Raw genomic sequence first — 25,640 nt, forward strand, 5'->3', positions numbered from 1 at the left:
CGCTCATATCTCCACACAAGCGATCATAACTTCCGACAACCGCCCATTCCTCTGCTCAAGCGATCATAACTTCCGACAACCGCCCATATCTCCGCGCGAGCGATCATAACTTCCGACAACCGCTCATATCTCCGCGCCAGCGATCATAACTCCATCCGAACAAAAACACCATCTCTCCAGGTTTCCACCGGAGAGATGGCGTTTTCACGATATTAAAGTGCGTCCGTATGCTCGGTCCCGGCCGGTAGTAGCTCCGGCAGGCCGATGCGTTCCAGGCCTTCTTTGATTTTCGTCGTATAGCCTTTTTGATTTTTGTCCATGTATCCGGCTTTGGAACGGATCATTCGCTCGAAGACCGGAAGTTTCGACTCGTCGATAGCGGACCACATTTCATAGGAATGGATCAGATCCTCCAATGTCAAATGCGTGTAATCTCGTCCGACAAATGTATGGTCCGGATCTACTTTATACCAGATATCCCCGTCCGGGCGAATCCACTTCTTCTCGTCCTTAACTACCGCAGATTGAATGCTCGTCGCGGTCTGCAAGTAAACCGGATCGCCAAATTCCTGGTAGGCGAGCAACAGGATATTCATTCCACCTAGCAAATGGTTCATGGACGTGTGGGTCTTCACCTTTTGCTTAACCGGGAAATAATCCGAAATGTAATACGAATCCTTGTCGACAGAAATGATATTCCCTTTTGCTTTTTGCGACACAAGGAGGTCTGCATAATTTTTCAACCCCACATTATAATCCGAATGGCCGAATGCTTTCCCTCCATTATAAAGGAACAGCGCAATCTGCTCGTTGAATCGCGTATCCACGAAAGGAGCGGTAATGCCGTACAGATGTTTCAAATACGTGCTCGTCACTTCCGTTTTCCAATACGTCGAATCGCCGCGGAAAATATCCAAGTTGGCAAATGAATTATAAAGCAGATTCTCAAAATAGCGTTCCTTCGTTTGGTTATACAGCAGCATCACTCGGTCTTCTTTAACTAACAGAAGGTTCCGGCCGTACCCTCTACCGGATTTCGGCATTGGTTCAATGGTGGTGGCCATTTTGTTGTAAGGCCCTTTTGCCGTGTACCATTTGTTTCGCTTCTTATAGTACACCGCTGATTCCCACATCCAGGAATCCATGTTTTTTCGATCCGCGAAGAGTCGATCTTCAGAAGAGAGGAACCATTGGTCAACAACGTCAAATCCACGAGATTGAAGACGATAAACCGATAGCTGCGTCTCCCCGAGTTTAATTCCACTAAATGCTTCTATTTCCGCATCAAGTTCTCTCGTATAGCTAGCCGCGCCGTTCGGATAGGTCTGACTCAGTTCCCGCGACCGGTACGCTTTGCCGATCATTCGCTGCTCCGTTTTCCCATCCGTTCCAATTTTCTCTAAGATGCCCGTCGGATACGTCGTCAAATCAAACCCGAACGTATCATCCACCTCTTTTTTGATCTGGTGTTTACCATAAGAATGAAGTACGGTTTTCTGCAATCCATTTTCCGTCTGAATCAAATCGATTGTCAGAGGCATCCGCTGTGGATTCCGTAGCTCCGTAAACACGAAATAATCGCCGTTCGGCAATTCCCTCTTCGTCACTTCCACTTTCGCAGGAGAATAGCCACCTACTGCATACGTGTAAACGATATCGGTCGCGTGAGGATGTGGAACTTCTTTCTTTCCGGTGAATTGTAAATAGTAGTTCGAGCGTAAATAAGTCTTGCTCGTCGAAGATAGTGGTACTTCCGTAAATTGCTGTTCATGCCGGACTGATTTATAGTCGCCCAATATTTCGGCTGATTTGAAAGCCGTAGGGGACCGTTTCTCAATCAATCCTTTTTCCGCCATGGCCCGATGGAGGAATACGACGTATGTTGCGCGATTGACAGGCGTTTTCGGATCGAATGTCCCGTCTTCTTTCCCCGTTGTAATACCATGTTGGGCCAACACCTTCACCCCAAATTTATGGGAGTCGCTTATCCGATGATCATCTTTAAATACGATGTCCTCACCCGTATCCTTCAGCTCAAACGCACGGACGATAACCGTCGCCATCTGCTCACGGGTCAAATAATCACCGACTCCAAAAGTTCCATCTTCCTTCCCTAGGAAAATCCCGGCTCCATATGTAGCCATTGCGCCTTTCAAATGGGACGACTTCGAACTGACATCTTTGAAAATCGGCTGATAAGGGGTTTCCGGCAAACCGAGCGCATTGGTCATCAAGTTTGCGGCCTGCCCTCGCGTCACTTCCAAACTTGGCCGGAATTGCTTGTCCGGATAGCCGTTTATGATATTCATATCTACGAGCTGGGTCACTTCATCTTTCGCCCAAAATTCATTATGTACGTCGGAAAAACTTGGATCAATCGGATTGGCGCTTACCGCCTGTGTTCCAAAACCGAAAAACGTCAGAGCGATGGAAAGGCCGCCTGCCCTGAGCAAGTCGCTCGGTTTTCGTTTCGTCAGCATTGCATCGGTTCCCCCTCTTCCCAAACTATTGTTATATTATTATCATATCATATTCCGCGAATAAAACCCCTCCCACAAAATGGAAGAGGTTCCTTTCAGTCTATTGTTTTTTGGGCGAATGTTTCACCATTCTTACGAGCTTGTACATCAATCTTGTACTCACTATATTTTTCTTTAATTTTGTCCGCAAATTGATCGGCCAATTTCTGGGCTTGGTCTTCCTTCATATCCTCCGTGACGGTGAAGTCAACTAGGACAAAGCCGCCCGCATCCTCTGTCACGATGATGCTGACCGAGGAAACTCCTTCTTCTTTGCCGAGCTCTTCTTTCAATTCATCGTCCGATTTGGCAGTATCCGATTTATCAACCGCCCCTTGTTCCTCCAAGTTATTCGCCGTTTCTTCTGTTTCGGTCTCGACTGCAGGCTCGTCCTTCTTCTCCTTATCTCCACAGGCTCCAAGTAAGAGAGCTGACCCTAACAATGTTGCGAAGATGATTGACCTTTTCATGAGCAGGTCCCCTCCTTTGTTCCGGAATATGTCTCATCCTAACAAAAAAAAGTGCGAGCTGCAAGGCTCACACTAGCTGATATTTTCGTTGTTTCGCATTTTGCGAGAGTTGGTCTAGCAATATATCTTGCACTTTATTTGTAGTCATTTGCTCGCGATGTTCAAGTAAAGAACGCCCCAACGTTGGGACATCCGGGACTCTGAAAGTTTGTCCGACCCGAGTGGAAACCCGTTCCGTGTCGATGACATCTGGTCGTGACACACCAATGTCCTTCTCCGCTTCCTTCACTGTCTCTTCTATGACTGATTGGGCTATTGTTTTGGTAGCTTCAGCAGCAAATGTGGTCGATGCCACACTCCGCTCGTAAGCCCCGGCGTTCACTTTAGCCGCGATTTTTGCAATATCAGGCCGGACCTGCTGGACAGCCTCCAATGCAAATGCCAATTCTTTTGGATGGTCAATAAAATACGCATTCTCATACCAATATTCATCTTGGAAACGGCCTTGCGACGCGACTAGCGCATTGTTGTAAGGTGAGTTATACCAGTCCGTGGATGGTTTCCCAATACCATGCCCGGCAGCGAGCTCTGGATCCTTCGCAAATGCTACGACATGAGGCACCTCACCAGGCGCATTTTTGAAATCGGCAATTGATTCTTCCAAACGTGCCTTCCGCTTTGCAATTTCTCTTTCATCATTGCCGGCAATCGCCTCTTGTAGCGAACGATGCTGTGTATCTATCAAATTTCCATAATAGACTTTATTCGGCTTATAGTCGCCGTTCACCTTATCGTACCAGGCCGGATGCTGCTTTGCCTGGAAATTATGATAAGCGGACCAGTCATTCGTCCGGATCGCTTCCTGGATTGATGCGTTGCGCGCCTGGTTGACTGCCGCAAGCGGATTGATTGCTGCCGCCTCTTTTCCCCACACACTGCGCCAAGTCTCATCTGACGTACTCCCCGCGTCCCGGGTTTTCATCACAAACGTCTCCCGGTCGTTCAATGCTGAAACAAACACTTGCCCACCTCTTTTTCAAATCTCACTATCCGACAGATGTTTCCTCTATTATATAGGATAATCATGACAAACGAAATGGGTTTTTCGGCATGACTAAAATCAAAACCGTCCTAACTTCCCGATATTCGGAAAACAGGACGGTCCATTTGATCAAGCATGTTGTTTTTCATAATTGGCGATATGCTCTTCATATTGAAAGGTCAATGATATTTCATCCCAGCCGTTCAAAAGCATTTGCTTATAGTATGGGTCGATATCGAACGAATAGGTTTTGCCGTTTTGCCCTTTCACCACTTGCTGTTCCAGATTCACTTCGACAGTGTACGGTTCTTTTTGGCCGTTCGCCAACAGTTCTTCCACTTCTGCGACACTTAACCGGATAGGCAGGATGCCGTTCTTCATGCAGTTATTATGGAAGATATCTGCGAAGCTTGGCGCGATGACGACCTGAAAACCGTAGTCCAGAATAGCCCATGGTGCGTGTTCCCGTGAGGAGCCGCAGCCAAAATTATCATGGGCGACGAGGATTTTGGAATCTTTGAATCGTTCATCGTTCAGGACGAAATCTTCCCGTTCCGATCCATCGGCATTGAAGCGCCAGTGGTAGAATAAATACTGTCCGAAACCTGTGCGCTCGATGCGCTTCAGGAACTCTTTCGAAATGATTTGGTCGGTGTCGACATTTTTATGGTCCAGTGGTGTAATGACACTCACTACTTCATTAATCGGTTTCATATTAATATCCTCCCCTCATTACGCCTCGATGGATTGCATTTCTCTGACGTCTACGAAGCGGCCCGCAATGGCGGATGCAGCTGCCATGGCAGGACTCATCAGATGCGTACGGGAACCTGCCCCCTGCCGTCCTTCGAAGTTACGATTGGACGTGGAAGCACAGCGCTCTCCTGCTGGTACGACATCATCGTTCATCGCAAGACACATGCTGCAGCCCGATTCGCGCCATTCAAAGCCGGCTTCCAGGAAAATTTTATCGAGTCCTTCTTCTTCCGCTTTCTGTTTCACAGCATAGGAGCCTGGAACGACAATAGCTGTCACAGATGGATCGACTTTCTTCCCTTGGATGACGTTTGCTGCTGCGCGCAGGTCGCTAAGACGGGCATTCGTACAAGAACCGATGAAGACATGCTGAACTTTGATATCCGTCAGCGGCATCCCTTCCTCCAGTCCCATATACTCCAACGCTTTCCGTAAAGCATCCTTATCAGATTGCTCTTCGAAATCAGAGGCATATGGAACTCGGGAAGAGATTCCGGATCCCATGGATGGATTCGTTCCCCACGTGACAAACGGTTCGATTTCATCCGCGTCAATTTCTACAACGCGATCATACGTCGCACCTTCGTCTGACGCAAGAGCCAACCATTTGGCTGCCGCTTCTTCAAAAGCTTCGCCTTCCGGCACATAACGACGACCTTTCAAATAATTGATCGTCGTTTCATCCGGGCTGATCAAACCTGCTTTCGCACCCGCTTCAATGGACATATTACAAATGGTCATCCGTTCTTCCATCGTCAGATTACGGATCGCTTCACCCGTATATTCCACGATGTGGCCGGTTCCCATATCGATGCCGAATTTCGCAATGATTGCCAAGATGACGTCTTTTGCCGTCACGCCGAAACCGAGCTTCCCATTGACTCGGATTTCCATTGTTTTCGGTTTGTTTTGCCAGAGTGTCTGAGTGGAAAGGACATGTTCCACTTCACTCGTCCCGATACCAAATGCAATTGCTCCGAACGCACCGTGTGTCGATGTATGGCTATCTCCGCAAACAATTGTTTTTCCCGGTTGTGTCAAGCCGAGTTCAGGTCCGATGATGTGAACGATTCCTTGGTCGGGATGATCCATATTCGCAAGCGGAATGCCGAACTCATCGCAGTTCTTTTGAAGTGTATTGATTTGATTCCGGGCAATCGGGTCTTTGATTTCATCTCGGTTGCGTGTCGGAACGTTATGATCCATTGTTGCAAAACAAAGGTCTGGTCGACGGACCTTGCGATTTGCCAGCCTCAATCCTTCAAATGCTTGGGGAGAAGTCACTTCATGTATGAGATGAAGGTCGATGTAGAGCAAATCGGGCTTCCCTTCTTCTTCGTACACGACATGCTGATTCCATATTTTTTCGATAATGTTCTTAGCCATATGTCTCTTCTCCTTTCACACGTATGAATACATAATGCTATTTGAAACGAATTGCAAATCCAATTCATCGACAACTTTTGCAGTCCAATCCGCCGTGGATAGGGCACGTGTGCCTTCCGTTGCAAGGTCACCCGTGAAATGGCCGTCTTCGAATACAGTATTGACCGCTTTCTCAATGGCAGCCGCTTCTGTTTCCATGCCGAATGAATATTTCAACATCATCGCAGCGGATAGAATCGCAGCAGCCGGATTCGCCAATCCTTGACCCGCAATTTCAGGCGCTGTCCCGTGAACCGGCTCGTATAGTCCGAACCCGTCGCTCCGGACGCTTGCGGAAGGCAATACGCCCAGGGAACCTGTAATGACGGACGCCTCATCGCTTAGAATATCGCCGAACATATTCTCCGTTAAGATTACGTCAAAGGCGGCCGGATTGGTGATCAATTTCATCGCAGTAGAATCTACAAGCATATGCTCCACTTCGATATCCGGATAGCTCTTTTTCTTCTCGTCTACGATTTTACGCCAAAGTTTACTCGTTTCTAATACGTTCGCTTTATCGACGGAAGCCACTTTTCCTCGGCGTAATCTGGCCAGTTCGAATGCTTTCTCGACGATTCGCTCAATTTCTTCGCGAGTATATAAAAGTGTATCGATTCCTGATTTATCTGTGTGGCGGCTCGGCTCACCGAAGTATAATCCGCTAGTCAATTCCCGGACGATCAGCAAGTCAACCTCTTTCGCCACTTCTTCTTTCAAAGGAGAAGCATGGAGCAAAGATGGGACCGCACTGACAGGACGAAGGTTGGCAAACAGGTCAAAACGTTTACGGATGGCTAATAATCCTTTTTCAGGACGCAGTTCAGCAGGATTTTGATCCCACTTCGGACCACCGACTGCACCAAGAAGGATCGCATCGCTCGCTTCACAAATGGCTACTGTTTCCTCAGGAAGCGGATTCTGATAGCGGTCCACCGCTTCCCCGCCGATTGCTCCATGTTCAAACTTGAATATATGGCCGAAACGTCTTCCGATCACTTCCAGCACCTTTACTGCCGCCTCTGTAACTTCCGGACCGATCCCGTCACCTGGTAATACTGCGATCTTTTTCTCCATAGTACTTCTCCTCCTTGTTTTGATAAAATCCTTTCGGTCATGACTTGCTGATTCTTGCAGTGTAGACGATCAATTAAACCACACAGCAGACAGTATGCAATATATCAGGTTTTATTAAAAAATATGATTCACTCTTCAGACAGTTTCAGCTGCAAGGACACGATCTTTGATCAGTTTTCTATTGATAGCGTTCAAATAGGCCTTAGCGGATGCTTCCAAAACATCTTGTGCGACGTCTCGACCTGTGAACGTTTCCCCATTAAAACTTAAATTTATGACAGCATCGCCGAGTGCATCGCGGCCTTTGCCGATAGAAGTGACACGATAATCCAGAATATGGACCTTACCATTCACCAGTTTTTCAAGCGTATTAAAAATTGCTTCCACTGAACCGGAGCCCGTGGAGGCAACCGTTTCAGTTACTCCATTCGGGACGACCGCTGTCACAGTCGCAGTCGGTACATTAGCTGTTCCATATTGGACTTGCACGTTTTCCAATTTGTAAATCGGCATATCAGAGTAATCAATCTGGCGCTCTGTAAATAGGACATATAAATCATCTTCCGTAATTTCTTTCTTACGGTCGGCCAGTTTCTTGAATTCCATGAATGCTTCATTCAACTTCTCTTCGCTTAGATCAAAGCCCATGGAGATAGCACGGTCTTTAAACGCAGCTCTGCCTGAATGTTTGCCCAATGCAAGGGGTGCAGTCGTTTCCCCGATCAACTCCGGAGTGAAGATTTCGTATGTTTCACGGTTTTTCAAATAGCCATCTTGGTGTATGCCCGATTCATGCGCGAATGCGTTTTTCCCGACAACCGCTTTATTCGGCTGAATGACAACGCCTGTCAATTGACTGACTAGCTGGCTTGTGCGTTTGATTTCTTTCAAGTTCACGCCAGTTTCCAAGTTATAGAAATCTTTTCGGATGTGAAGGGCTACTGCAATTTCCTCAAGGGCTGCATTCCCTGCACGTTCTCCGATTCCATTAATCGTCCCTTCGACTTGGTCAGCGCCGTTTTCAATCGCTGCGATCGAGTTGGCGACCGCCATGCCAAGGTCATCATGGCAATGTGCAGATAGCTTCACTTTTTCCACGCCTGTCACGTTCTCTTTTAAGTAGCGGAACAGGTCGCCGTATTCATGCGGCGTTGCATATCCGACTGTATCCGGGATATTGATCGTCGTTGCACCCGCTTTGATCACTTCATTAATGATACGGACAAGGAATTCACGATCGGATCGGAAACCGTCTTCCGCAGACCATTGCACAAGCGGGAAGAATTTACGAGCATATTTCACTGCTTCCACTGCCGCTTCTACGACTTGATCCGGAGTTTTTTGCAGTTTGTATTCCATATGGATTGGCGAGGTGGCAAGGAAGACATGTAGATGGGGTTGTTCGGCACCGCGAAGTGCTTCCCACGACCGATCGATATCATGCTTCATCGCACGAGCCAGGCCTGTCACCGTCGAGTTTTTCACTGTATTGGCAATTCGTTGTACCGCCTCAAAATCACCGGGGGACGAAGCAGGAAACCCTGCTTCGATTATAGTCGCCCCGAATCTTTCAAGCTGACGTGCAATTTCCAACTTCTCCGCCGTATTTAGATTAATACCGGCAGATTGTTCTCCATCACGTAGCGTTGTATCAAATATGTCAATTTTTCGCACTACCCACCACTTCTTCCTCTTTGGATTTTGCTCCTTCGCTGATGAACGGCATCATAGCACGTAGTTTTTGACCGACTTTTTCAATTTGGTGCTCCGCTTCAGCTGCTTCAATTGCATTGAATTTCGGACGTCCGTTTTCGTTCTCTTCAATCCATTCTTTCGCAAATTTACCGGATTGGATATCAGTAAGAATGTCTTTCATGCGCGCTTTTGTATCAGCATCGACTACGCGTGGCCCGGATACGAAATCGCCCCATTCAGCAGTGTCTGAAACGGAGTAACGCATTCCAGCCATACCGCCTTCATACATCAAGTCTACGATCAGTTTTACTTCATGTAATGTTTCAAAGTATGCCAATTCTGGCTGGTAACCCGCTTCTACTAATGTTTCGAATCCTGCTTTAACAAGTGCTGTCAAGCCACCGCAAAGTACTGCTTGCTCACCGAATAGATCCGTAACTGTCTCTTCTTCGAATGTTGTTTCAAGAACACCGCCACGAGCAGATCCGATTGCCTTTGCGTATGCAAGTGCAACGTCTTTTGCTTGGCCGGAAACGTCTTGATAGATTGCGAACAATGCTGGAACACCTGCGCCTGCTTCGAATGTTCTACGAACTAGGTGACCTGGTCCTTTTGGAGCTACTAGGAATACGTCAACGTCTGCTGGTGGTTTAATTTGACCGAAGTGTACGTTGAAACCGTGAGCGAATACGAGTGATTTTCCTGCAGTCAAAGCTGGTTCGATTTCTTCGTCGTATACTTGTTTTTGTCTTTCGTCTGGAAGTAGGATCATGATCAAGTCCGCTTTTTCTGCTGCTTCTTTCACTGTCGTTACTTCTAAACCGTCAGCTTGAGCTTGCTCAAATGATTTACCTGGGCGAACACCAACAACAACATTGAAGCCTGAATCTTTCAAGTTACGCGCATGTGCGTGACCTTGTGAACCGTATCCGATGATTGCGATTGTTTTATCCTGAATTAGTCCTTCGTTGATATCCTGGTTATAGTACATTGTAGTCATGTTAATTTCCTCCTGTAATGTCGATTGTTTTTTTATTTTAAAATTGATAATTGTGGTGCCTGATTTTGGTTTTTCTGCTGTTCCCGAACAAATGCCGTAGCGCCTGTTCGAGTCAGCTCCTTGATGCCATAAGGCTTCAAGAGTTCAATGAACGCTTCGATTTTGTCTGTCGTTCCGGTCACTTGGTACGTAACAACGTTTTTCCCGGAGTCAATAATTGTAGCCCGGAACGGCTCGATGATGCTGTTCATTTCACTTCTAACATGAGGCGGTGAAATGACCTTCACGAGGGCGAGTTCCCGAAGGACGATCGCTTTGTCCGTGATGTCGTTTACCTTGATGACGTCAATCTGCTTTTGCAGCTGTTTGACGAGCTGCTCGATTTTCCGCTCGTCTTCCACATGCACGATAAACGTCATTTTAGACATGCCCGGCTGTTCCGTATGGCCGACCGTGATGCTCTCGATGTTGAATTGTCGTTTCATGAGAAGCCCGGTTACCCGGTTCAACACCCCGCTCTGATTGATGACTGTTACCGTAATGACTCGTTTCATCCTTTACTCACCCCGATCATTTCATTTAATCCTTTTCCTGGAGCAACCATCGGATAGACATTTTCCAACTGTTTGACGCGGCAATCAATGAGGACCGGCTCATCGGAAAGCAATGCTTCTTGAAAGATCTCCTCCGCTTCTTCCAATGTACGGATCCGGTATCCTTTAATGTCGTACGCCTCTGCCAGTTTCAGGAAGTCCGGCTGTACTGGGATCAAAGACTGGGAGTATCGCTCTTCATAGAACGTCTCTTGCCATTGACGAACCATGCCCAGTGCTTCGTTGTTCAAAATGACGACTTTTACTGGGATACGCAATTCTTGTAAAAGGGACAATTCCTGTGCCGTCATTTGGAAACCAGCATCTCCAACAATGGAGACTACGCGCTTTTCCGGTTTCGCGAGTTGTGCCCCAATAGCGGCCGGGAAACCGAATCCCATCGTTCCAAGCCCGCCGGACGTCACCCAGTGATCCGGATTATTCAGTGAATAATACTGTGCCGCCCACATCTGGTGCTGGCCAACGTCGGTTGTAACGATTGCATCTCCACCTGTAATCCGATGGATGATTTGAAGAGCTTGTTGTGGAAGCAATTCTTTTTCATCCGCCTCGTACCAAAGTGGATATTGTTCCGTCAATCCGTTCAAATATTCGAGCCAGTCGCTTGTATCCGGTGATGTGAAGGATTGATCCAATAAGGCTTTTAATGCTTCCTTCGCATCTGCAACAATTGGAATTTCCGTCGGTACATTTTTACCGATTTCAGCTGGGTCGATATCGATATGGATGACTTTTGCATTTGGTGCAAAGCTATCCAGGTTTCCTGTCAGGCGGTCGTCGAAGCGTGCTCCGATATTAATCAAGACATCACATTCGCTTAAGGCAAGGTTCGATGTAACAGTGCCGTGCATGCCCGCCATGCCAAGGAATAATTCATGATCTCCCCGGATGCCGCCCAAACCGAGAAGTGTATTCGTTACAGGGAGGCGATGTTTCTCGACGAATTCTTTTAATTCATCCATCGCTTGTGCATGCAGGATGCCCGCCCCTGCTAAAATCAACGGCTTTTTCGCTTCGGAAATGGCTTGCGCCGCTTTTTGGATTTGCAAGTAGTTCGGTGTTGTCGTTGGCTGATACCCCGGTAGATTCACTTCGCCGTTCCAATCCGGTGCCGGCTCGAATGTGTTCGTTGCAATATTTTTCGGGATATCGACAACGACCGGACCAGGTCTTCCGGTAGAAGCGATATGGAATGCTTCTTTGATGATGCGTGGAAGGTCCGAGACATCATTCACTTGATAGTTATGCTTTGTGATCGGCTGGGTAATTCCGATAATATCCGCTTCTTGGAAAGCGTCCGTCCCGATGACGGTATTGGCGACCTGCCCGGTGAAAACTACTAGCGGAATGGAATCCATCATCGCATCCGTAATGCCTGTGACCAAGTTCGTCGCCCCTGGTCCTGATGTCGCAATGACAACGCCCGGGCGTCCGGAAACCCGTGCATACCCTTCCGCCGCATGGATGGCACCTTGTTCGTGGCGAGCCAACACGTGGCTGATCGGGTTTTGATAGAGTGCATCATAAATCGGAAGTACGGCCCCTCCAGGGTATCCAAAGATGATTTCGACGCCTTGATCCTTTAATGACTGAATGAGGACTGCGGATCCATCCAATGGTCCATTTGACTGCTGTTTCGATTGTTCAGGTACAATTTCCATGGCCTCTTCCATTTCAGCTTGTTTCATTTGAGCACTCGCACTCATTGATGAACTCCTCCTTGTTTCGATATTATTTATATTTCGACAATTTCATTTATAATTGTCCTACTCGTTACCGCTTCAGGCTGACAACTTGTAAGAACTACCTATATGTGAATGAAAAAAGCCTTCTCAGCCCACGCAAAGAAATATGTTCTTCACATAGGGATGAAAAAGCTTTTCATGGTACCACCCTTGTTCGCAGCAAACTCGCTGCCTCATGAATAGACACGGTCTATTCGGTCATAACGAGCACAGAACGAGTCTACGCCCGGGGCTGCCTACACGTCGAAACTTCAACGGCCCTCTCCGAGGTGATGTCGTAGATGGTAGTATTGCCGGTTTCCACCTATACCGGCTCTCTGGGAATACAACGGTCCATCCACTTTATCCTCATCAATGATTTATCAATATTTTGTTGTTTTAAATTTTCATGACGCCGCCTGTACTTGCGGATGTTACGAGCGCAGAGTAGCGGGCGAGATAGCCTTTTTTGATCTTCGGTGTGAACGGTTGTAACGCCGCTCTTCTTTCATCAAGCTCTTCTTCCGAAACTTCCAATTCGATTGTCCGATTCGTCAGGTCGATGTTGATAATGTCATCGTTTTGTACTAAGGCGATCGGACCACCTTCTGCCGCTTCCGGTGAGATATGCCCGACCGAGATGCCTCGGGATGCTCCGGAGAACCGGCCATCGGTAATGAGGGCCACTTTCGTTCCTAATCCGCGACCTTGGATAGCGGATGTCGGTGCCAACATTTCCGGCATTCCCGGTCCGCCTTTCGGACCTTCGTATCGAATGACTACGACATGACCTTCTTGGACCGTTCCGTTATCGATGTTCTCTTGTGCATCTTCCTGGGACTCAAACACAATCGCTTTCCCGCGGAATTGCTTGATGGACGGATCGACCGCACCGACTTTGATGACTCCGCCGTCCGGAGCGATGTTTCCGAATAATACGGATAAACCTCCAACCGGGCTGTGCGGATTATCTTTTGTTCGAATTACCTGATCATTTGTAATATGGTAATCCTGTACATCTTCCCTCATCGTCTTACCAGTGACGGTAATCCGGTCAGGATGGATTGCACCAGGAATTTTTGTAAGTTCATTAATAATGGCACTAACGCCGCCTGCTTTAAACACATCATCCATTGAGACATCGGAAGCTGGCATGATTTTTGCCAAGTATGGCACACGCTCTGCAACTACGTTGATATCTTCAACATGATATTCAATCTCCGCTTCATGAGCGATAGCTAAGGTATGGAGGACAGTATTTGTCGAACCACCCATTGCCATGTCCAGCGCGAACGCATCGTCTATTGCTTCCTTCGTGATGATGTCACGAGGTTTGATATCCTCTTTGACCATGCGGACCAAGTGCTTCGCCGCTTCTTTGATCAATTTGTGGCGTTCATCAGAAGTGGCAACAATTGTACCGTTTCCTGGCAACGCAACACCGAGCATTTCCATCAAGCAGTTCATGGAGTTTGCGGTGAACATGCCGGAGCAGGATCCGCAAGTCGGGCAAGCATTGTTTTCAATATCGAGTAGTTCCTCAGCCGTCATCTTGCCTGATTTATAGGCGCCGACCCCTTCAAATACAGAGGTCAATGAAAGTTGGGCTCCTGTGGAAGAGACACCTGCTTCCATCGGTCCGCCTGATACGAAGATAGAAGGAACGTTCGTCCGCACTGCCGCCATCAGCATACCTGGAGTGATCTTGTCACAGTTCGGGATGTAGAACACGCCGTCGAACCAGTGTGCGTTAATGACTGTTTCCGCAGAATCAGCAATCAATTCCCGGCTTGGCAATGAATAGCGCATTCCGATATGTCCCATGGCAATCCCGTCGTCCACACCGATCGTGTTGAACTCGAACGGAACGCCGCCTGCTTCCCAAATGGCTTCTTTTACAATTTCAGCAAATTTATTCAGATGCTTATGTCCTGGAATAATATCGATATAAGAGTTACAAACACCGATAAAGGGTTTTTCTAAATCTTTCGTCTTTATGCCAGTCGCATAGAGCAAACTTCTATGGGGTGCCCGATCGACACCTTTCTTAATCATGTCACTTCTCAATTGCTCTCTCTCCTTATCAATCACTCATAATTCGAGTATCTGGCATTCAAACAGTTTGTGAACACCGTCACGAACCGATTTGGATTGTTGCTATCATATCGCGGAAAACTCTAGTAGTCAACAGCGATTTTTGAAATAGTAGGGCAACTATGAATATCAGAATATGACTGGGAACGCTTACATATGCAATATATCGCGGATTACGAATTGATCTACAATTAAAAAACTTTTTTATTTTTTACGTGGGTTCTGTACGTCAGGTAGGGGTTTTAGAGAGTTTGAAGGAGGAAGTTTGATGGTTGCAGTTGGGCTAATAACCTGAGCGCGGCGATATTTTTGTGGAACGCTCGTAACTTTGGATTTGCGATTATAATTTTTGAGGAACGCTCATATCTTCGGGGGAGCGATCATTACTTTGGCGGAACGCTCATATCTTCGGACAAGCGATCATAACTTCTGGGGAACGCCCATAACCCGGCGCAAGCGATTATTACTTACGCGGTACGCCCATAACTCCGGGCAGGCGATTATAACTTGCGCGACACGCTCATATTTCCGGGCAGGCGATCATAACCTTCGTGAAACGCCCATAACTCGGCGAAGGCGATTATAACTTCGACGGAGCGCCCATAAACCCAGTCGCAAGTAATCACGTCCATAACTCGCGACAAGCTATTACAAGATCTCCATTGGATCAGCACAGCTCGGCCAAACCTCACGTCGTTTTCTTCATGGCATTACGCTTGTCTCCCTTGCAGCTTTATGCACTATTTCTATAGAAAGAACTCAATAATTAATGCAGACTTATGCAAGTGCCCTTAAGTTTGTTTATACTTTTTCACAAAACTTGCAACCACAAATTTGAGTTTAACTATTATTAGGTAATGAAAAAGCTGTTCCCCGAATCAATAAGTGATTCAGAGAACAGCTATTTATATAGAAGAGATTTAATTCAACAAGATTGAATTATTGTTGAACCGCAACTGTTAGAGGCAGGCGGACTGTATTTCCGCTAGCGTCTTGGATATCGAGTGTATCCTCTGCTTTTAATTCTAACCCTTTTGCAAGCTCTTCAGCTGTCAAAGCTTTATTCAAGCTTACTTTAACAGTCGAATTGCTAACATTACTTGTTGTGACAGTGTTAGAGACCGCTTTTCCACCGACTAACAAGGAGAAGTCGATCGCGTTTGTTGCGTCAGTCACCGCTTCAGAGAAGGTGATAGTAATCTCTTTCGTACCTGTCAATGCAGCTTTTGAAATAGTAGGCGCCACGTTTTCCACAAGGTCCACCGCGTCTTCATATTTCTCCATAGCTACTGCAGAGCCTTTTGCTTTGACGTTTTGGATCACGACATTGCGCTCGCCAGTGAACGTGTTAGAATCAGCTTTCAATTTCAAAGTTACTTTTTTAAGGTCATCGGAATTTACAGTAGCTGTTTCCACCACTGCGCCATCGATTGCATAGTTTGCAACGTTTGTTGCTGTTGCTGCATCGACTGCTTTATTGAATTCCACAACAACAAAGTCATTCGTTTCGCCTTGTTCAATGCCAGCTACTTTAATTTTGACTTCTGTTTCCGGTTTACCATCTTTTCCGCGTACGAAAGATGCGTTCGTATTAGATGCATTTTCCCCTGCAGCGCTCTTCACATTAGTGAATTGGAGATCCACTTTATAGGATGCACCTTCCACGTCCTTGCCGGAAAGTAATGTTCCAAGTGCAACCCGGATAACCTTCTTGCTGTCTTTTGCATCTTTATAGACAACTGTTTTTGGAGCTAGATCGCCATTTGCCAAAGTTGTTGTAACGAAGTCTTTTACATATGAACCGCCAGTGATGTCGACTGTGGAATTTTTGCCAAGTTCCACATCTTTGTCAAACGCGATTTCCAAATACTCTTTCAAGTCTTTGTCATCCGTTACTACTAGGCTGGAAACAACTTTCGGTGCATCAACATCTTTCACAAATGTGACGACTTTGCTAACTGCTTCTCCTTTTTCCCCACTTAGGTCAGTGAAGTTTGAAACAGCAATTGTTTTTGCACCATCTAGAACATTATCTGTTTCCACAGTATAGACCGTAGGATTCTTTTCATCTTTTACTGCAGTTTTAGTATATCCGTCCACTTTTACAACCGGTACTGAGATAAGTTCTTCAGAGAACTGGATGGCAATTGTTTTTGCTCCCGCTTGTGTGATGGAAGTGACTGTTGGAGCTACACCATCTGCAGCACCTTTCGTGAAGGAAACTGTAGTTGGGTTTGGTGAAATCAAGTTGCCTGCTTGGTCTTTTGCACCAATGATTGTAGCAATCACTTCTTCATTAACTTTTACGTCGCTTCCGATTGTGAAAGTAACTTCTGAATCGCCCGCAGTGAATGATTTCGTGACCCCGTTACCGCCTTCTGCAATTTCAGTACCATTCGCTAGTTTGTATGAAACTGTTCCAAGAGAAGCAATCGGCTCAGTAAATTTCACTTTCACAACAGAAGCTGAAACTTTTTCAACACCCACGATAGCCGGAGCTGTTTTATCCTCAGCAATTGTAATAGTTGCTTCGTATTTATCAACTGCTGCACCTGTTACAGTTTTCACACCGTCCACTTTGACGTCATAGCGTTTCGAAAGGTTGTTTTCTGCAGTAAGAATCAATGTTTTACCATCGGCGCTTAACTCGCCAGTCAATTTACCTGCATTGACACCATCTAGAGATCTCATCGTTACGTTCGCTTTGAAGTCGCCTTCTTTGCCATTAACGAATAAAGATTCCTTATCCACAGCCGTGCTGAATGAAATCTGAACTTGTGTAGCATTCAACGATTTCACTTCTGTAACGAAGCGATCATCAGCTGCGAATGCGAAGTTGACAGCGATTGTTTTTTCAATTGTTACTTCACCTTTTGTCAATGTAACGACATACTCGTTTGCTGTCGCACCGGCTGCTACTTTCGCTGTCACGCCTTCAATTGTGACAAGTCCGTTTACATACGATTGAACAGCTGCCAATTTAGCTTCAGCTGTTGCAAATTCGCCGCGTGCCACGATGACATTTCCGGCTTTCAATTGTGCTGCTGCCGCTTCAACAGCTAGCTGATCTTGGTCGACTTCCGGCTCTTTTGTCGCTTGTTCACTTCTATAGATGAAGGAAGCCATTTGGCCACGAGTGACGAGAGCGCTTGGCGAGAATGTCGTTGGTGTCGTACCTGTCGTGATTTGATTTGAATAAAGAGTTTGAATGTAGTCCGCATGCCATTGCTTATCATTGATATCCGAGAATGGCAGGTTTCCAAGCTTTTCTTCTTCGAATTTGAAACCAAGCACAATCATTTTCGCCATATGTGCCCGGGAAAGATTAGCTGTTGGTTTGAAAGTGTTATCTTCATAACCTGAAATGATTCCCGCTTCTACTAGAGCAGCAATATGTCCGTAGTAAGGGTTCGACTTGCTGACATCAGTGAATCCAGGATCTTTGACGTTTTTTGTATCCAATCCTAGTGCAAGTGCCATGATTTTCGCAGCATGCATCCGGTTGATGTGTTGCCCCGGACGGAATGTGCCATCTTCGTAGCCATTGATAACACCACGTTCTGCTAAGCTTGTGACGGCTTCATAGAAGTGATGGGAAGGAATATTTTTTACGTCAGAGAACGTTGGAGCCGCCGCTTGTGCAAATGCCGGTGCAGCCGTAACGATTGCCCCTGTTGCTACAGTTGTTGCCAATGTAGCTCGTAGTATTTTGTGAGAACTTGATTTCTTCATTTCCAAACCTCCAAGTTATGTACTCGCCCACCAATCTATTTGGCGGTGCATCAATATCGTAGCATGCCCTAATTACTCTACCACCATCCAATTTCTGGGGGCCACCGGAAATAGAATGATAGAAGAGGTGGACTAAACTTTACTTAATAGAATAGTATAAGTGTATTTATATCTTCTATTAGTTAACCATTTTTAAATAATTTCGGAAGAAACCTAACGAAATACCCATCAAATCATCTATTAACTCATCTTTCTATTGTAAAATTAAGATATTGTTGATTTTTCATGAAACCTTTCTGGAAAATTTACGTATTACTTAATATACTTACTAATATGGTAAGTAAGATGTACCAATACTATTTACTGGAGGTCATGAGTTTGAAGAAACTAGCATCATGGTTATTTGCATTTGCTCTGCTGTTTTCATTGGCATTGCCGACAGCAGCTTCTGCAAATACGGACGCAATGAAGTTCCTGGTGGACGGTGTGGAAGTGGAAGGCTATGAACAACCGTTCATGTCTCACGGTGATGTACTCATCCCTGTAGAGAATTTATTCGAGGAAGCAGGATTTAAAGTAACAAAAGGAAAGAACAGCGCGGTTTCCGTGACGAACACGTATTTGACAGTCGACTTCAATGCGGCTGGTAAAAGCATCACAGTAAACGGCAAAAAAGCAGCTACTGAATTCCCGTTGACATTGAAAAATGCAGGAAACTACATCTCCGGTGAATTCCTTGCCAGCTTGGAAGGCTTTGACGTAGAAATTTCTGAAGACGAGAAAACGGTCAACGTAACAACAAATCGTGTGCAAGACGTGGATGCGTTCTTGAAAAAGACGATGGAAGCAGACTTGAAGAGCTTTTCCGCAGACATGAAGATGGACATGAACATGGAAACTGCAATCGAAGAGCTAGGTTCCGTGGACATGCAGATGGATATGAAGATGGACGTTATCCAAGAACCAATGGCTATGTATATGGCAATGAATATGCTAATGAAAGCCGCTGGCGAAAAAGAGAACATGGATATGGAAATGTATTTCACGGAAGATGGCGTCTACCAAAAGTTTGATGACGTTTGGGTTAAAGACGAAATGTCCCAAGAACTTCTTGAAGCACAACTAGACAGCGCCAATATGCTAGAGCAATTTGAATTGCTTAAAACTTTCATGAAAGGCGTTCACGTATATGAATACGCTGATAGCTATGTAGTAGTTCAAAAAATTTCAACAGAAGATCTTAAAGAAATGATTTCTGAAGTAATGGCTCTATTGCCTACCATGCTACCTGCCGAGCTACTTGGCGGTGACATGGAAATCCCTGAAGTGACAGAGGAAGAAGTTGAAGGCGTAGAAACGACTGAAGAAGAATCCGACGAGGTCGTATTTGAAGAAGAATTACCTTTTGAAGATCTAGATGGTCTTCTAGAAATGCTAAACCTTGATATTAAAGAATTCTATACGGTTTCCACATACGATAAGAAAACACTTTTCCCACACGACATGTCAGGTACGGTTCATATGACAATGAGCCCTGAAGGTGAAGATGTTTCTATTAAAATGACTATGTCCGGAAAGTATAAGAACCACAACAACGTTAAGGAGATCAAAGTCCCTGCAGATGTCATCAAAAATGCAATCCCAATGGAGCAATATTTTGAAGACCTCTCAAAGGAATTTGAAGCTCAAGCAAAATAAGATAAAGCGGAACAGGCCGATGATCAGGCCCGTTCCGCTTTTTTCTATCCACGCTCTGCCACTCTGCGCTTTTTCATAATCCAAGCAAACACAATGGCCCCGATCAATGTGAATCCTAAATAGCCCATTGTCGGATATACCGTTCCGACGAGTGTAATGAATCCGATAAAACTGGCACCGAATGCAACAATACCGAACAGGACGGCAAACCCTTTGAACTTCGGTGTATCCGTTTGAACTAACCGTGCCGTAAACGCATAGAGCATTCCTACCGCCGTATTGTAAACCATTCCAAGTAACACGACAGACATAATGACTCCGACAAGGGGAGACATTTGATTGGCCAAGAATAGCATCGGCATAGGGACTTCTGAAATTTCACTCAATTTAGTCAGCATTGAGATATTGATCAATAAAATAAGAACTCCAAGACCGACTCCTCCGATAATTCCGCCCCAGCCTGCCACTTTCTGATCTTTCACCGTACCTCCCATGACCGTCAACATCGCTGCACCTGCCGCGATATTATATGATACATAGAGGAACGCCCCTAAAATCCAGTTTGCTGCAGCTGGTTTTTGCTGTGCGACAGCAGCTGCAATATCGGCAGATGCCGCATCGAAATTCATCAAGGAATAAACCATGATAATGATAACGAGCACTAATAGGAATGGTGTGACGGCACTGATCAACGCAATGACCCGTTTCACATTCAACGTAATCGATAAAATTGTCAGTACCGTCATCACAATACTTCCGATAATGCTTGGAACACCGAACTGCTGCTCAAAAATGGCTCCCGCGCCCGATAACATGACGACCGTCACGCCAAACAAGAAAAAGGTAATAATGAAATCGACGATGACACCAAGGTACCGACCGCAAATGTGATAGATGACATCCTTATGGGAAGCCGATTGCAGCCGGCTCCCCAATTGTGTCAAATTCATACCGATAAAGGCGAAAAGTGCGGTGGCCACTAAACTGCCTGCGATTCCAGCATAGCCAAAACTCGTAAAAAACTGCAAAATCTCTTGGCCGGAAGCAAACCCGGCACCGACAATCAAACCAATGAACGCAGCCCCGATTTGGAAACTCTTTTTCATACAAAATCCCCCGTCTATTATTTCGCCGTATAATTCATTTCTTCCACCGTGAATTTGTCCATCACTTCAAGATTCGGTTCATAGCCGATTCCGTAAGCGGTCGGCACGGTGATATATCCATCTTCGACGACGACTTCCGGCGAGATGATGTCCTCTTCCCAGTAGCGCGAAGAGCCTGCCGTATCACCTGGCAAGATGAAGTTCGGCAACGTCGTTAAGGCTACATTATGCGCGCGGCCGATCCCTGATTCCAACATGCCGCCGCACCATACCGGCACGCCGCGTTCCATGCAGTAGTCATGGATTTTCTTCGCTTCGGTCAAACCGCCGACCCGGCCGATTTTAATATTGATGATTTTACAGCTTCCCAGCTCCAGCGCTTTCCGTGTATCTTCCAGAGAGTGGATGCTTTCATCCAGGCAGACCGGTGTTATTATTGCTTTTTGTAGCGTGGCATGGTCGATAATATCATCCGATGCAAGCGGCTGCTCGACCATCGTCAAGTTGAATTCATCAAGCTGCTTGAGCAAGTCGATATCCTGTAGCGTGTAGGCCGAGTTGGCATCCGCCATCAACGGGACATCCGGGAAATGGTTACGGAGCTCCCGGATGACTTCGATATCATAGCCCGGTTTGATTTTCACTTTGATGCGCTTATAGCCTTCTTCCACATAACCGCGAATCAATTCAACCAGATCCGCCACATTCTCTTGGATGCCAATGCTGATGCCGACTTCTATTTTATCGGCTTTGCCACCTAATGCTTCCGCAAGTGTCAATTGGTTGCGCTTCGCGTACAGGTCCCAAATCGCACCTTCAATCGTCGACTTCGCCATATTATTTTTGCGGATGAACGCAAACAGCTCATTCACTTCATCCGGATGCCCGATTTCCTCTTCCAACACGAGCGGAATCAGAAAATCTTCTATTATATGTAGATTCGTTTCAATTGTTTCTTCGTTGTACCAAGGGGAGTGGAACGCAACGGATTCGCCCCAACCGGAATTGCCCAGTTCGTCCTTCACTTCCGCCAGCAGGAATTCTTTTTCCTGCATTGTTCCAAAGCTGGTCGTAAACGGGTGTGTCATCATCATTTTCATTCTGCGGATGTTCACTTCTTTAATAATCATTGCTCTTCTCCTTTAGGTTTGATTGGAATGAAAGACTTTTTGACGCATTGATAATAATGAACATGACCTAACGTGCGATTGACTCCTACTACTGCATAGCCTTCCGCGAACAGTTGTTGGAAAATGGCTCGGGTCTTCCTTCTCCAATCCATTGCCAATTCAGGTTCGCTCCCTTTTATCAGTTGGAAATGTTGGGGGATCGGCACTTCGATTCCAGAGCGGGCCAAATCCAAATTATTCTCGTCAATACGGAGAACCGGGTTCCCTTTTTCAGTTTCTCCTACTTCAAACGGCCGGTGGTATTCAGAGATGGAAGGATTCCATTTCCCTGTTACCCTTTCGCTAGTAATCCACCAAGAGATTTGGAAACGGTCTGTAGGTAATCCTTTATTCAACCCATCCTCCATTTCGCCGTAACAGTTTTCCAGATAAGTGTCGCAAATGCCGTACAGCTTAGAAGTATTGAGGTACGCATTCCGACTTTCGAGCGGATCAAATGTCCATGTAATTAAATCATAGCCCATGCCCCGCGCCGTCTTCATCTGCTCGTCTTTTAACAGTTTCCCGATTCCCATTAGCTGGTATTCCGGGTGGACGCCGAGCATATGGGAGCATAGATACGTCTTTCCGTTTGAAAAACCGGTAAAGCTGTATGAAAAACCGACCAATTTCTCGCCATCGAACGCCCCGAGCATGATGCCGCCATTTTTCACAGCCGTCACGGTTTGGTGCGTCGGAATCGGCTCCATTCCCCATACTTCCCGCTCCAATTCCTGGACAAGCCGCATCTCATCGTTCGTTTTCATTAGACGGATTTTCAATTCTGTCGTCATTCTCCGTCCACTCCTTCCATAAATAAAAAATCGCTTTCGATTGTTCGGTAAGTTCTTTTCCGTTGCTCGAACGAATCTTTCTCCATCACGGACAATCCGGCCACAATCGCATTCAGAAATGAATACAAAGCAGCCGTCGCATCGATGGTCGACTTATTCGGCGAATAAATAGGGAATAAAAGATCACTATATTGATGAACCGGCGCAAGCATTGAGTCCGTAATTCCGACGAGAAATGCCTTTTGCCGACTTGCCAGTTGTGCAATCTGGAGCGTTTCTCTTAAATACCGGTGGAACGAGATCACGAGAACGACCGAGCTTTCATTCATTTGGCTAATGGTTTGAATGACGTCTTCCGCCTCCGGTCGGATCAGATGGACCCGATCTTTCACTAGACCGAGCATGAGTGAAAGCCAAGTCGCGGCTGCATAGGAGGAGCGCAGTCCTAAAATATAGATCGTATCCGCGTTGGACAGTTTTTGGATTGCCGCTTCATAATCCGCTTCTTTGATCTGTTTCATCGTTTCCTGTATGGCAAACCGATCTTGCTCCATCACTTTTTCATAGAAATGAGGGGCTTCTTCGAGTGCCAATTTGGATTGCTGGTAGGCGAACAAACTGCTCTCCTGCGTGAAAAGCTGTTGCCTCACTGTCTTCTGCAACTCGGCATAACCCGACATCGATAAACTATGGCAAAACCGGATGACCGTCGTTTCACTGACCCCGATTTTCTGGCCGATTTCCTGCGCGGATGCAATCGCCACGTCATGCGGATGTTCCATCACATGCGTCGCCACTTTTCGTTGCCCTTTCGACATTTCGTGAAAGTGCTGCTGAATCAATTCCTTCAATGGCATTGCGGAATCATCCCCTTTTACGAAGCTGTAACTTTATTATTTTCTAAATCTGAAGTTTATACTTCATTAATGGTTGGTTATCAATATATCATACCTTCCTACAGAAAACAATCAGTTTTCTGAACCTTCTGCTTGATTCATAATGAAAAAAACCCCTTACTAAGTAAGAGGCTGTAAAATTAATTATTTTGCTGTTTCCAATTGCTCAAACGTATGGATCACCGTTCTCGCCATGATTTCAATCCCTGTCAGAAGGCTATCCCGGTTGAATGTCATCTTCGGATGATGAAGGCCTGGTGACAGATCGCAGCCCAATCCAAGCATGGTTGCCTTAATGTTTGAACGCATCAATGTATAGAAATGAAAATCCTCCCCGCCCGGTGTGACGATCGGCTCCTCAACGAAATCTGATCCGAGCGTGTCCTCAATTGCTTGTGCCATCAGTTGTACAGCGCCATCATCCACTTCCGCTGCCGCAATCGCTTCGGATGCTTCGTATTCAATCTCAACACCGAATAACGCAGCAACCGATTGAATGGCATTTTGCACCTTCTCCTCCAAGTCAGCCATTGTGACATTGGTTTGGGCACGCAAATCCAAACTGAAGACGCCCGTCCCCGGGATGATATTGCTCGACTCGCCGCCCGCTTGGAACATGGTCATCTTCGCGGAGTGCGGAACGACCGGATCGACGTGGATGGCATGGATACTTTGGACCAGCATCGCCGCCACCTCAATCGCATTTTGCCCGAGATGCGGTCGTGCTCCATGCGCTTCCGTTCCGATGATTTTCCCCTTGATCATTTTAGCGGCGCCATGTAGAATGGCCGGCGCAGCATAGCCATGGCGAATTTCCTGGATCGGACGCAAATGAAGACCGTATAGATAATCAAGATCATCGACAATCCCTTTATTGACAAAGGCGAGCGCCCCGGTCCCTTTTTCTTCTGCCGGCTGGAACAGGACTTTCAATCGTCCCTTTTTTGGAATTCCTAACTTTTTTAATAAAAGCATGGTACCTAATGTAACCGTCATATGCGCATCATGGCCGCAAGAATGGTTCGCCTGGTATACGCCATCCACCTCTTGCCAAAGGGCGTCAATGTCGGATCGCAATCCTACGCAAGGCTCGCCTGTGCCGATTTCCGCCACCAGTCCGGTCATGTCATCAAACGTGGTCACCTCAAATCCTTCCGCTTCCAAGCGACCCTTCAAGTAGCGAGTCGTCTCCACCTCTTTCCAACTTATTTCCGGATGAGTATGTAAATGGTCAAAAATCTCTTCTACGTCGGACTGAATTTGTTGAATTAAGTCTTTCATCAAGAATTCCACCTTTATCCCAAGTTTAACTTGTTTAATTAAATCATAACGCAAAATAGACTGCTATTAAAATTATTTCTCCTAAGGACTGCTGGCGGGGGATTGGTCTGATACGCGATCATAGGAGTGCCCTTACAATTCGGGGGTGCCCCATGACAGTTTCGATGATTGTCCTTACAGTTCGCGGATTCCCCATGACAGTTCAGACTTTTGCCATGACAGTTTCCCCGGGACATGACAGTTCCGAGGATTGCCCTTACAGTTCGCGGATTCCCCATGACAGTTCAGACTCTTGCCATGACAGTTTCCCCGGGACATGACAGTTCCGAGGATTGCCCTTACAGTTCGGAGATGCCCCATGACAGTTTCGGCTTTTGCCAGGACAGTTTCCTCGAGACATGACAGTTCCGAGGATTGCCCTTACAGTTCGTAGGATTCCCCATTACAGTTCGGACTTTTGACATGACAGTTGTAAGCGTCAATAGAACAACACCTCCTTTCTATGTCTGCCTCGTGAAATAATGGGGATAGATTTTAATCCGGAAAGG

At 46.3% G+C, this 25,640-nt stretch carries 18 protein-coding genes; 1 reads left to right on the forward strand and 17 read right to left on the reverse strand.

All coding sequences use genetic code 11. The features are described from left to right. Positions 1-212: 212 nt before the first annotated feature. From AB1K83_RS08320 to AB1K83_RS08375, 12 genes are all read right to left on the reverse strand, one after another. On the reverse strand, positions 213-2,480 hold the full coding sequence (locus AB1K83_RS08320) for an S-layer homology domain-containing protein (RefSeq protein ID WP_413057715.1): 2,268 nt from the start codon (positions 2,478-2,480) through the stop codon (positions 213-215). Positions 2,481-2,575: 95 nt separating this feature from the next. Further along, positions 2,576-2,989, reverse strand: coding sequence for a hypothetical protein (locus tag AB1K83_RS08325; RefSeq protein WP_413057716.1), 414 nt, complete (start codon positions 2,987-2,989; stop codon positions 2,576-2,578). Between the two features lie 67 nt (positions 2,990-3,056). Further along, on the reverse strand, positions 3,057-4,010 hold the full coding sequence (locus AB1K83_RS08330) for a hypothetical protein (RefSeq protein ID WP_413057717.1): 954 nt from the start codon (positions 4,008-4,010) through the stop codon (positions 3,057-3,059). Positions 4,011-4,160: 150 nt separating this feature from the next. Continuing rightward, entirely contained in the window at positions 4,161-4,745 is a 585-nt protein-coding gene (gene leuD / locus AB1K83_RS08335) for a 3-isopropylmalate dehydratase small subunit (protein WP_413057718.1), read from the reverse strand. Positions 4,746-4,763: 18 nt separating this feature from the next. Further along, entirely contained in the window at positions 4,764-6,173 is a 1,410-nt protein-coding gene (leuC, locus tag AB1K83_RS08340; RefSeq protein WP_413057719.1) for a 3-isopropylmalate dehydratase large subunit, read from the reverse strand. 15 nt (positions 6,174-6,188) lie between these two features. Further along, on the reverse strand, positions 6,189-7,289 hold the full coding sequence (gene leuB, locus AB1K83_RS08345; protein WP_413057720.1) for a 3-isopropylmalate dehydrogenase: 1,101 nt from the start codon (positions 7,287-7,289) through the stop codon (positions 6,189-6,191). A 135-nt stretch (positions 7,290-7,424) separates the two neighbouring features. Then, entirely contained in the window at positions 7,425-8,963 is a 1,539-nt protein-coding gene (locus tag AB1K83_RS08350) for a 2-isopropylmalate synthase (protein WP_413057721.1), read from the reverse strand. After that, positions 8,950-9,984 carry a ketol-acid reductoisomerase gene (gene ilvC, locus AB1K83_RS08355; protein ID WP_413057722.1) on the reverse strand — a complete coding sequence of 345 codons (1,035 nt, stop codon included), beginning with the start codon at positions 9,982-9,984 and terminating at the stop codon, positions 8,950-8,952. The genes AB1K83_RS08350 and ilvC overlap by 14 nt, the downstream gene beginning before the upstream one ends. Before the next feature lie 32 nt (positions 9,985-10,016). Beyond that, entirely contained in the window at positions 10,017-10,538 is a 522-nt protein-coding gene (ilvN, locus tag AB1K83_RS08360; RefSeq protein WP_413057723.1) for an acetolactate synthase small subunit, read from the reverse strand. Next, a complete protein-coding gene (gene ilvB, locus AB1K83_RS08365) occupies positions 10,535-12,259 on the reverse strand; it encodes an acetolactate synthase large subunit (protein WP_413057736.1) in 1,725 nt (574 codons plus the stop codon). Before ilvB ends, ilvN begins: the two co-directional genes overlap by 4 nt. Before the next feature lie 462 nt (positions 12,260-12,721). After that, positions 12,722-14,389, reverse strand: coding sequence for a dihydroxy-acid dehydratase (gene ilvD, locus AB1K83_RS08370; RefSeq protein ID WP_413057724.1), 1,668 nt, complete (start codon positions 14,387-14,389; stop codon positions 12,722-12,724). A gap of 966 nt (positions 14,390-15,355) precedes the next feature. Next, the gene (locus AB1K83_RS08375; protein ID WP_413057725.1) at positions 15,356-18,148 is read right to left on the reverse strand and encodes an S-layer homology domain-containing protein; all 2,793 of its coding nucleotides are present in this window, start codon (positions 18,146-18,148) and stop codon (positions 15,356-15,358) included. A 378-nt stretch (positions 18,149-18,526) separates the two neighbouring features. Between AB1K83_RS08375 and AB1K83_RS08380 the strand changes: the two genes are divergently transcribed. Next, positions 18,527-19,846 carry a DUF6612 family protein gene (locus tag AB1K83_RS08380; protein WP_413057726.1) on the forward strand — a complete coding sequence of 440 codons (1,320 nt, stop codon included), beginning with the start codon at positions 18,527-18,529 and terminating at the stop codon, positions 19,844-19,846. Between the two features lie 44 nt (positions 19,847-19,890). Here the strand turns inward: AB1K83_RS08380 and AB1K83_RS08385 are convergent, their stop codons facing one another. The 5 genes from AB1K83_RS08385 to AB1K83_RS08405 form a co-directional block, all read right to left on the reverse strand. Next, entirely contained in the window at positions 19,891-20,952 is a 1,062-nt protein-coding gene (locus AB1K83_RS08385) for a hypothetical protein (RefSeq protein ID WP_413057727.1), read from the reverse strand. 17 nt (positions 20,953-20,969) lie between these two features. Further along, on the reverse strand, positions 20,970-22,082 hold the full coding sequence (gene menC / locus AB1K83_RS08390) for an o-succinylbenzoate synthase (protein ID WP_413057728.1): 1,113 nt from the start codon (positions 22,080-22,082) through the stop codon (positions 20,970-20,972). After that, positions 22,079-22,915 (reverse strand): GNAT family N-acetyltransferase, encoded by an 837-nt coding sequence (locus tag AB1K83_RS08395; RefSeq protein ID WP_413057729.1) that lies wholly within the window; start codon positions 22,913-22,915, stop codon positions 22,079-22,081. The genes menC and AB1K83_RS08395 overlap by 4 nt, the downstream gene beginning before the upstream one ends. Continuing rightward, on the reverse strand, positions 22,912-23,772 hold the full coding sequence (locus tag AB1K83_RS08400; protein WP_413057730.1) for a MurR/RpiR family transcriptional regulator: 861 nt from the start codon (positions 23,770-23,772) through the stop codon (positions 22,912-22,914). The genes AB1K83_RS08395 and AB1K83_RS08400 overlap by 4 nt, the downstream gene beginning before the upstream one ends. Positions 23,773-23,955: 183 nt before the next feature. Continuing rightward, positions 23,956-25,092 (reverse strand): M20 peptidase aminoacylase family protein, encoded by a 1,137-nt coding sequence (locus tag AB1K83_RS08405; RefSeq protein ID WP_413057731.1) that lies wholly within the window; start codon positions 25,090-25,092, stop codon positions 23,956-23,958. Positions 25,093-25,640 lie beyond the last annotated feature (548 nt).

This window comes from Sporosarcina sp. 179-K 3D1 HS (genome assembly GCF_047228905.1).
Classification (GTDB): domain Bacteria; phylum Bacillota; class Bacilli; order Bacillales_A; family Planococcaceae; genus Sporosarcina.